At 42.6% G+C, this 8,160-nt stretch carries 5 protein-coding genes; 2 read left to right on the top strand and 3 right to left on the bottom strand.

From position 1 onward, the window contains the following. The first annotated feature begins 346 nt into the window (after positions 1 to 346). Positions 347 to 706 (top strand): RNA-binding protein, encoded by a 360-nt coding sequence (locus QZY09_RS11230; protein ID WP_295672409.1) that lies wholly within the window; start codon positions 347 to 349, stop codon positions 704 to 706. A gap of 123 nt (positions 707 to 829) precedes the next feature. Here QZY09_RS11230 and QZY09_RS11225 read toward each other — a convergent pair whose 3' ends face one another. The 3 genes from QZY09_RS11225 to QZY09_RS11215 are packed head-to-tail and all read right to left on the bottom strand — an operon-like array spanning position 830 to position 6,629. Next, positions 830 to 1,954 carry an efflux RND transporter periplasmic adaptor subunit gene (locus QZY09_RS11225; protein WP_295672407.1) on the bottom strand — a complete coding sequence of 375 codons (1,125 nt, stop codon included), beginning with the start codon at positions 1,952 to 1,954 and terminating at the stop codon, positions 830 to 832. Further along, the gene (locus QZY09_RS11220) at positions 1,935 to 5,192 is read right to left on the bottom strand and encodes an efflux RND transporter permease subunit (RefSeq protein WP_295672404.1); all 3,258 of its coding nucleotides are present in this window, start codon (positions 5,190 to 5,192) and stop codon (positions 1,935 to 1,937) included. The genes QZY09_RS11225 and QZY09_RS11220 overlap by 20 nt, the downstream gene beginning before the upstream one ends. Positions 5,193 to 5,207: 15 nt before the next feature. Then, entirely contained in the window at positions 5,208 to 6,629 is a 1,422-nt protein-coding gene (locus QZY09_RS11215; RefSeq protein WP_295672402.1) for a TolC family protein, read from the bottom strand. A gap of 276 nt (positions 6,630 to 6,905) precedes the next feature. Between QZY09_RS11215 and QZY09_RS11210 the strand changes: the two genes are divergently transcribed. Beyond that, positions 6,906 to 8,078 (top strand): glycosyl hydrolase family 8, encoded by a 1,173-nt coding sequence (locus QZY09_RS11210; protein ID WP_295672400.1) that lies wholly within the window; start codon positions 6,906 to 6,908, stop codon positions 8,076 to 8,078. Positions 8,079 to 8,160 lie beyond the last annotated feature (82 nt).

Raw genomic sequence — 8,160 nt, 5'->3', positions numbered from 1 at the left:
CTTTTAGTACCAGCCGAAGCTGAATTATTTCGTTTGCTCCACTCGTATCCAGCCTTATGTCCGCTGCAATCTTTGGTACAAGGACTGTTCATAAATTTTGCACGGCGAATATATCGCAGTTTCGCCGTTTTCACCCATCGGAACAAAGCTTAAGGGGCTAAAAGCAGGTGATAAATTTAATTTAAATGAAAAAAATTACCTGGTAAAACAGGTTTTTTAATCATTTTTTAAAACAAATATCAGTAATTTGCATTTTGTAACATTAATCATCAAATATCTATTACTATATTTGATGATAATAAAAGCATGCAGGCAAAAAGGACTTGCACTTATAAATTAAATTTTAATGAACATATTCGCAGGAAGCCTTCCCTTTTCATTAGAGGAAGCCGATTTAAGAGAGCTTTTCGAAGCTTATGGTGAAGTAAGCACCGTAAAATTAATTAATGACCGTGAAACAGGGAGAAGCAAAGGCTTCGGCTTTGTTGAGATGCCTGATGACGAAAGCGCTCAAAAAGCGATTACTGAACTTAACGGCTTTAGTGTTAAAGGCAGGACAATTGCTGTAAGCCAGGCTGAAGAAAAGAAGCCAGGTGGTGACCGCAGAGGCGGTGGCGGTTACGGCGGCGGCGGAAATCGTGGTGGCAGCGGTGGTGGCGGCGGCTATTCAAGAGACAACAATCGTGGCGGCGGTAGCCGTTACTAATTCATAAAGATATTTAAAACAGGCCTTTTCAAAGGATAAGGCCTGTTTTTTAGTATTTCAATTGCAGGGTAGAAACACTATTCACCCTGATTTTTTATTTAAATAAACCTGGCATTGGGCAGCTCAATAACTTACTGCCGATCCATCCCTTATCTCGTCCGAAGCTTTTTTGACCACATGGTCGCCTTTCTCCAAATTGCCGTAAATTTCCATCACATCGCCGGTTTGAACACCTTTTTTAACTTCAACCCACTGGGCCCTATGATTGACTATTTTTATAACGAAAACTTTTTCGGTTGAAGTTACTACCGCCGTTTTAGGCACAAAAAGCGTACTATCATGACTCGGCAGCGGAACATTTACATCGGCGTACATGTGGGGTAAAAGTTTATGATCCGTATTGTAAACATCCATTTCAAGTCTTTCCGATCGTAACTTTTCATCCAGCGCCCCGGCGAGCCTTTTAATCTGCGCCGTAAACTTGCTATTGGGTAATGCCTGCACCGTAAAACTCACTTTGTTTTTATCGCTTAAACCACCTGTATAATTTTCAGGTACTGAAACTACTAAACGCATCCTGTACTGATCCTGCAACACGAGCAGCGGATCTGTCCCCTTACCACCGGGGCCAACATAAGCCCCTGTATTTACATTACGCGCAGAAATCACACCATCAAACGGTGCCCGTATTTCCAGGTAATTTAAATTGGCAGCCATTTCGTTATAGGATGATTTGGCAGCCTCTACGTTTGCAAGGTCGGAGTTCTTTTTGGCATCAGCTTGTTCGAGGTCATTCTGCGAAACTGTACCGGGGATCTTGCTTGTATTGTATAACCTATCGTAAGTTGCTTTGCTGGCATAATAAATGGCTTCCATTTGTTTAACATGGGATTCTGCCTGGGCAACCTGCGAATTAATTTCAGGTGCTTCTAAAGTTACCAGCAATTGCCCCTGGTGCACCTGAGAGCCGATATCGACCCAAAGTTTCTTCACATAGCTATTGACCTTCGCATACAGGTCAACCTGCTGGTAAGGCAGCAATTCACCCGGGACAGAAATATTTGCCTGCAGTTTACCTTTATTTACTGTCGCAAGTTCAACCGCCGGGCTGTCTATGGCATCCTCCTGTTTTATGGTTTGCGCCTGCGCGTCTTTTTCCTTTTTATCGGGCCCGCACGAGCTAATAAAAGCGGCGCTTATCACCAATACTGCTAAAGCGTAATGAAATTTATTTTTTGTGATGTTCATGATGGTGCAAAGGGACATAAAATTTACTTTCTTTATCTTCAGGGTCTAATGAAACAGAATCAGTTGAGGCTTTGCCTTGTACCCAGGCAAAAACCAGCGGCAATATAAGTAAAGCGGCAAAGGTTGATGCAAACAACCCACCTATTACAGCGCGGCCAAGCGGTGATGTTTGGTCGCCACCCTCACCGATACCGGATGCCATCGGTATCATACCAACAATCATCGCCAAACTAGTCATCAATATTGGCCTTAAACGTAACGCCGCCGCCTCACGTGCTGATTTAAGGGCATCTCCGTTGTGTTTTCTTAATTCTTCGGCATTGGTTATCAGTAATACTGCATTTGAAATAGATACCCCCACGGACATGATCATACCCATGTATGACTGCAAGTTTAAGGTTGCACCGGTTATTTTCACCAGGAACAGCGATCCAAACAAAACTGCAGGTACTGTTGAAAGTACAACCAGCGACATTTTGAATGACTGAAAGTTTGCCGCCAGCATCAGGAAGATGACGATGATTGCCACTATTAAACCTGTTTGCAAACTATCCAGGGTATCTGTAAGAGTTTGGCTCAGTCCGCGCGTCGCTACTGTAAGCCCGCGCGGCATTTTACCCAATGACGCTATTGCTTTTTGCACATCAGCAGTCGCGGTTCCAAGATCCTTTTTATACAAGCTTGCAGTAACCGTGAGTATGGGCACTGCTCCAATATCATCATCTTCGCCATTGGTAGTACCCACTTTAATATCCGCCACATCACTTAAAACAGGCCGTGCATTTCCACTCAACACAGGGATTTCCCGTACATCATTTAAGCTTGCCATCTGGTACTCAGGTATCTCCACCTGCACTGCATAGCTCAAACCTGCTTTTGTATCCAGCCAAACATTTTTTTCAGTGTACCTCGAGGATGAGGTGGATGCCACCAGCGACCGGGAAACATCGTTGACGCTAACGCCGAGCTCCGCCGCACGCACCCTGTCTATGTTAATGTTAATAGATGGATATTTAAACGACTGCCCTATTTGTACATCACGTAAATAATCTATTTTCTTTAGTTTATCCAGCACCTTAAATGCCATCTGGATATTTTGCGGTTTATTTTTACTGGCTATAACCACCTCGATAGGTGTTGGCGAGCCCTGGCTCAATATTTTATCAGTTAGTTCGATAGGTTCAAAAGAAAGCTGCACGTTTGGTAACTTTTTCCGCATTTCGATGCGGAAACGTTCCTTTAAGTCGTCCAGGTTAACTTTATAGTCTTCCTTCAGGTTTACCTGCATAACGGCTTCCTGCGGACCTGCCATAAATAAATAGATAGGGCTGGTTGAAAACAAACCGGGGTGCATACCAACCAGCGCGGAGGTAACATCAATATTTTGTTTACCAACTATGCCGGCCAATATCTTGCGCGCCTCTACAGTATACAATTCCGTCCGCTCAAAACGGGTACCGTCTGGGGCACGTAACCTTACCTGGAAAGTTCCTGAGTTTACTTTTGGCAATACGTCGCGCCCTATGATGTTAAAAAGTAAAAATGCCAGGCCAATTGCTACCAGTACATACAATGAAACTACCCACCTTCTTTTGGGCATCATCCAATCCATCCAGCTGAGGTAGCGGAGCCTGAATTTATCAAACCGGGTGAGTTTTTTACCCTCGCCGCCCATGGCGTTTTTAATGGCAAGTTCCTTTTGCTCCCATGGAGCACCTTCATCCTCCAGAGCAAATCCGTCGTCATGGCTTTTATCTTCATGTTCATTTTTCATTACCCAGTTAGCCATTACCGGCACAAATGTTTGAGCAAGCAGGTACGAAGTGATCATGGAGAAACCGATGGCCAGCGATAATGGCAGGAATAATGCGCCTGGTATCCCTGTCATGGTAAATGCAGGCGCGAATACCGCAAGAATACAAAACAGGATAAGCAATTTAGGAAATGCTATTTCTTTACAGGCATCCCAGATAGCCAATGCTTTTGGCTTACCCATATCAAAATGCTGGTGAATATTTTCGATCGTAACAGTAGACTCATCAACTAAAATACCAATAGCGAGGGAAAGACCGCTGAGTGTCATGATATTGATGGTTTGATGAAAAAGGTACAGGAAAAATATTCCTGATATGATACAGGTTGGAATTGTCAAAATTACGATCATAGCTCCCCGCCTGTCGCCAAGGAACAATAACACCATCAAACCGGTCAGCACTGCGCCTATCGCCCCCTCTTCGGCCAAACTTTTCACCGCGTTAATCACATAAACCGATTGATCAAATACATAGGAGAGTTTTACATCCTCAGGCAATAACGACTGGAACCGCGGGATTGCCTTTTTTAAATTCTGCACGACGTCCCATGTTGAAGCATCAGCCGACTTGGTAATTGGCAGATAAACTGAACGTTTACCGTTTACAAGCGCGTAACTGGTAGTAATATCCGCACCATCCTCAACGGTAGCCACATCCTTCATAAACACAGTTTGTACCCCGTTTTTAAATAAAGGAATATCACCAAAATCAGTTATGTTTTTAATGGTAGTATTTGACGGGGCGAGATAGTTATAGTCACCAATACGCACGTTCCCGGCAGGATTATTCTGATTATTATCACGCAGAGCCGCAACCACCTGGTCGGCGGTTAAATTATGGGAACGCAACAGATCAGGATTAATTTTGATCACAACGGTACGAACATTGCCACCAAATGGAGCAGGTGCGACGAGTCCCGGTATTGATGTGAATGACGACCTGATATAAATGTTCGCCATATCAAGCAACTCATTATTACTTCGGGTCGGGCTTGAAAGTACCAACTGCCCTACCGGCAAGGTGGATGCGTCAAACCGTAAAATAAATGGCGGTTGCGAACCTGGCGGAAAAGAAGCCTGGGCTCTGTTGGTATAGGCCGTCACCTCCGCTGCGGCCTGGGCCATATTGACCCCTTCGTAAAATGACAGTTTAATAAGGGTTAAGCCGCTGATGTTTCGTGTTTCGATACTTTTAACGCTAGATACATATAAAAGCAGATTAACGTAATTTTTGCCGAAATAGGCCTCCATCTGGTCGGGGGTATAACCGCCATAAGGGTGCGAAATATAGATCACCGGCAAGTTTAGATCAGGAAAAATATCAATCTTAATACTCCTTACTGCGTTTATACCAAAGAAAAACAATCCGGCCACAATCACCAAAATGGTAATTGGCCTTTGCAGCGCACTTTTAATCAGCCCCATTATTTATAATTTGTGTTAAAAGTTATTAATAAATATACCAAAATCGCCCATTGCCGCGGCTTTATATAATAAGGCCTGCCACACGTTGTTTTTAACAATGTAGTTATCGACTTCTGCGCGGTTGAGCACATAAAGGGCCTGCGTAAAATCAACAATATTGGCCAGCCCGTTTTGGTATAAGGCATATTTCTGCCTGTAGGCATCTGTCGCAGCCCTTACTTCTTCAGGCGATTCGCGGAAATTTTTCATAGCATTGCTTATTCTTGTTTCGGCTAAGGCCTGCTGGTCAGTCAGTTGCTGGCTTGCCAGGTTGTACTCGTCCTGGTATTGTGCTGAAGTATATTTTTGAGATTTAACCTGGTAATGCACCCTGAACGGGCTCGTTATATTCCAGATCAAACCTACACCAAAAAGGTAATTAAAACGGGTTGGATCGGCGCCGGCGCCATAACTACTGCTGTAATCGCCAGGGTTTGAAGCGCTATAGCCTGAATTAAATCCCGATCCACGGCCCTGGTAAACGCCAAACAACGTAAATGTAGGGTAGCTGAATGTGTTTAAATACTTCGCCTCTTCGTCGCTTACATTAATACGATTTTGATAATATCGTAATGTAGGATGATCAGTGAGGCTAACTTGTGCCAGCGGATCGGCATTTATCGGCGCTTGGGTAACAAATGTACTGTCGAGGTTAAAACTTTGCGGCGCTATGCCCAGGTACTGGGCCAGTTGGTTGCTTTGTTCTGCCTCAGTTTCCCTGGCATTGGTAAGGGCTATCCTGGCGTTTGACACTTCTGCGTTAGCCTGCGAAGAATCCACTCCGGGGTTCAGTCCATTCTTTACACGGGCAACCACCACTTTTTGCAGGTCGATCGCCCGGTTAAGGTTGTCTTCCTGGGCTTTGCTCAGTTGCTGGGCTGCCAGCAAATTTAAGTAGGTACTTGCCACGCGGACTTCATGCTGAAATTGCTCTTGTACCAGGTCGGTTTCATTCAGGCTGACTGTTGATTTCTGTACTTTAACTTTTTCAACTGCCTTTCCAAAAGAGAAAAAATCCCAGCTGACATTGCTCAGGTATAATGACCCAAATGCAGTATTCCAATTTTGTTTGTTTGTTATAGGGCCGGATGAAGCGACGCTTAGCCCTTTGTAGCCATAAAGTGGGCCAAACTGAGAATTTACAGTACCGTAATCCTGCTGTGCAGAAATATTCACATCCGGCAATTGTTCTGTTTTGGTTTCAGTAAGGTATGCCTTTGACGCATTTAACTGGTTGGTTTTTGCCTTAATAGAACCATAATTTGCAAGCGCTATCTGTTCAGCTTCCTTAAGGCCCAAAACCTTTTGCTGGCTTTGCGCTTTTAAAAAAGTAAAGGTTAACAAAACTATTATGAAAAACTTAATATTCCTTTTTAACATATGTGGTAGTTCTGACATAAGCAAAATTAAAACTTGCAGGTGTATAAATGACACAATCAAAAGTATTATAACTGTTACTTAATAAAAAGGCATTAAGCTGATTTATTATTAATATAAAGGACCGATAAAAAAACCAGGCCAAAAACAAACTCTGTATCAATCAATTATAGAAAACACCAAACAAACATACCACATTAATTATAAAATTATATATTGGCACCCTATTGGAAAAATGATTTAGCAATGAGATTACGGCTTTTGATTTTACTTTTTTTTTCTTGTTGTAACAGTCTTTTGTTTTCACAACCTGTTCAAAAACCGTTTCCACAGCACATCAAATATTTTGCAGGCAGCATAAAGCCGGATCACCTTTCTCAAACTCAACTGGATAATGCCGTTGCAAGTTTTTACATCCACTGGAAAAAACTTTATATAAAAACACTTCCCGGCAATAATGAAAGTTATGTTTGGTTCGAGGGCAAAGACGACAAACGATGCGTATCAGAAGGGCAAGGGTACGGGATGGTCATCACAGCATTAATGGCCGGTTTTGACCCTGCGGCAAAAACCACTTATGATAACTTATACCGGTATTTTAAGTCGTACCCGGATAAAAGGAGTAAGTATTTAATGGCATGGGCGCAATACACAAACGGCAAAAGTGCAGATGGCACATCAGCCACTGACGGCGATATGGATATTGCCTACTCGTTGTTGCTTGCCGATAAACAATGGGGCAGCAAGGGGACAATTAATTATCTCCAGGCAGCCAAGCAAATGATCGCTGAAATAATGAAGCTTGACATCAATCATCAAACCTGGTCCATATTATTATGTGATGGCATTGAATCAGAAAGCAGGGATTATTTTGATACGAGATCGTCTGACTTTATGCCATCACATTTTAAAGCATTTGCCCGGGCTACGCTCGATAACAGATGGAATAAAGTGATTGATAAAAATTACAGCCTGTTATTAAACCTGCAAAACAAATATAGCCCCGATGCCGGCCTTTTACCCGATTTTATTGTTGGTATTAATAAAAAACCAAAGCCGGCGCCTCCACATTTTTTGGAGTCGCCTTATGATGGTAATTATAACTACAATGCCTGCCGTGACCCCTGGCGTATTGGTTTGGATTATCTTTTATCCGGAGATATCCGTTCAAAAAAAATGGTGACCAAAATAAACAGATGGATAAGGGAAACAACCAATAATGATACCTACAACCTGGCAGCAGGTTATACCCTTGCCGGTACTGATATCAAAACAAGGAATTTTGAAGCGCTTAGTTTTATAGCCCCTTTTGCCGTTTCTGCCGCTGTCGACTCAAAAAACCAGTTATGGTTAAATAACATTTGGGATTATATGACCGCTTTTAAATTGAAGGATTTCGACTATTATGACAATACGATCAAGCTGATGGATATGATCATTGTATCAGGAAATTATTGGGAGGCTAATTAGAAAAACTGACAATACTAATTAAATTTGTTTTCTTTTTGAAAACTTTTATCTTATCTTTGAAGTAAATGAACATAGTTGCGCG

This window comes from uncultured Mucilaginibacter sp., from assembly GCF_903913935.1.
Classification (GTDB): domain Bacteria; phylum Bacteroidota; class Bacteroidia; order Sphingobacteriales; family Sphingobacteriaceae; genus Mucilaginibacter.
Note: the sequence above shows the minus strand (reverse complement) of the source record. Positions and strands in the feature narration are given on the sequence as shown.

Bases quoted from the DNA above. Each gene is read 5' to 3' on its own strand.
- QZY09_RS11225 (WP_295672407.1), bottom strand. From the start codon at position 1,954: ATGAACATCACAAAAAATAAATTTCATTACGCTTTAGCAGTATTGGTG.
- QZY09_RS11215 (WP_295672402.1), bottom strand. From the start codon at position 6,629: ATGTCAGAACTACCACATATGTTAAAAAGGAATATTAAGTTTTTCATA.
- QZY09_RS11220 (WP_295672404.1), bottom strand. From the start codon at position 5,192: ATGGGGCTGATTAAAAGTGCGCTGCAAAGGCCAATTACCATTTTGGTG.
- QZY09_RS11230 (WP_295672409.1), top strand. From the start codon at position 347: ATGAACATATTCGCAGGAAGCCTTCCCTTTTCATTAGAGGAAGCCGAT.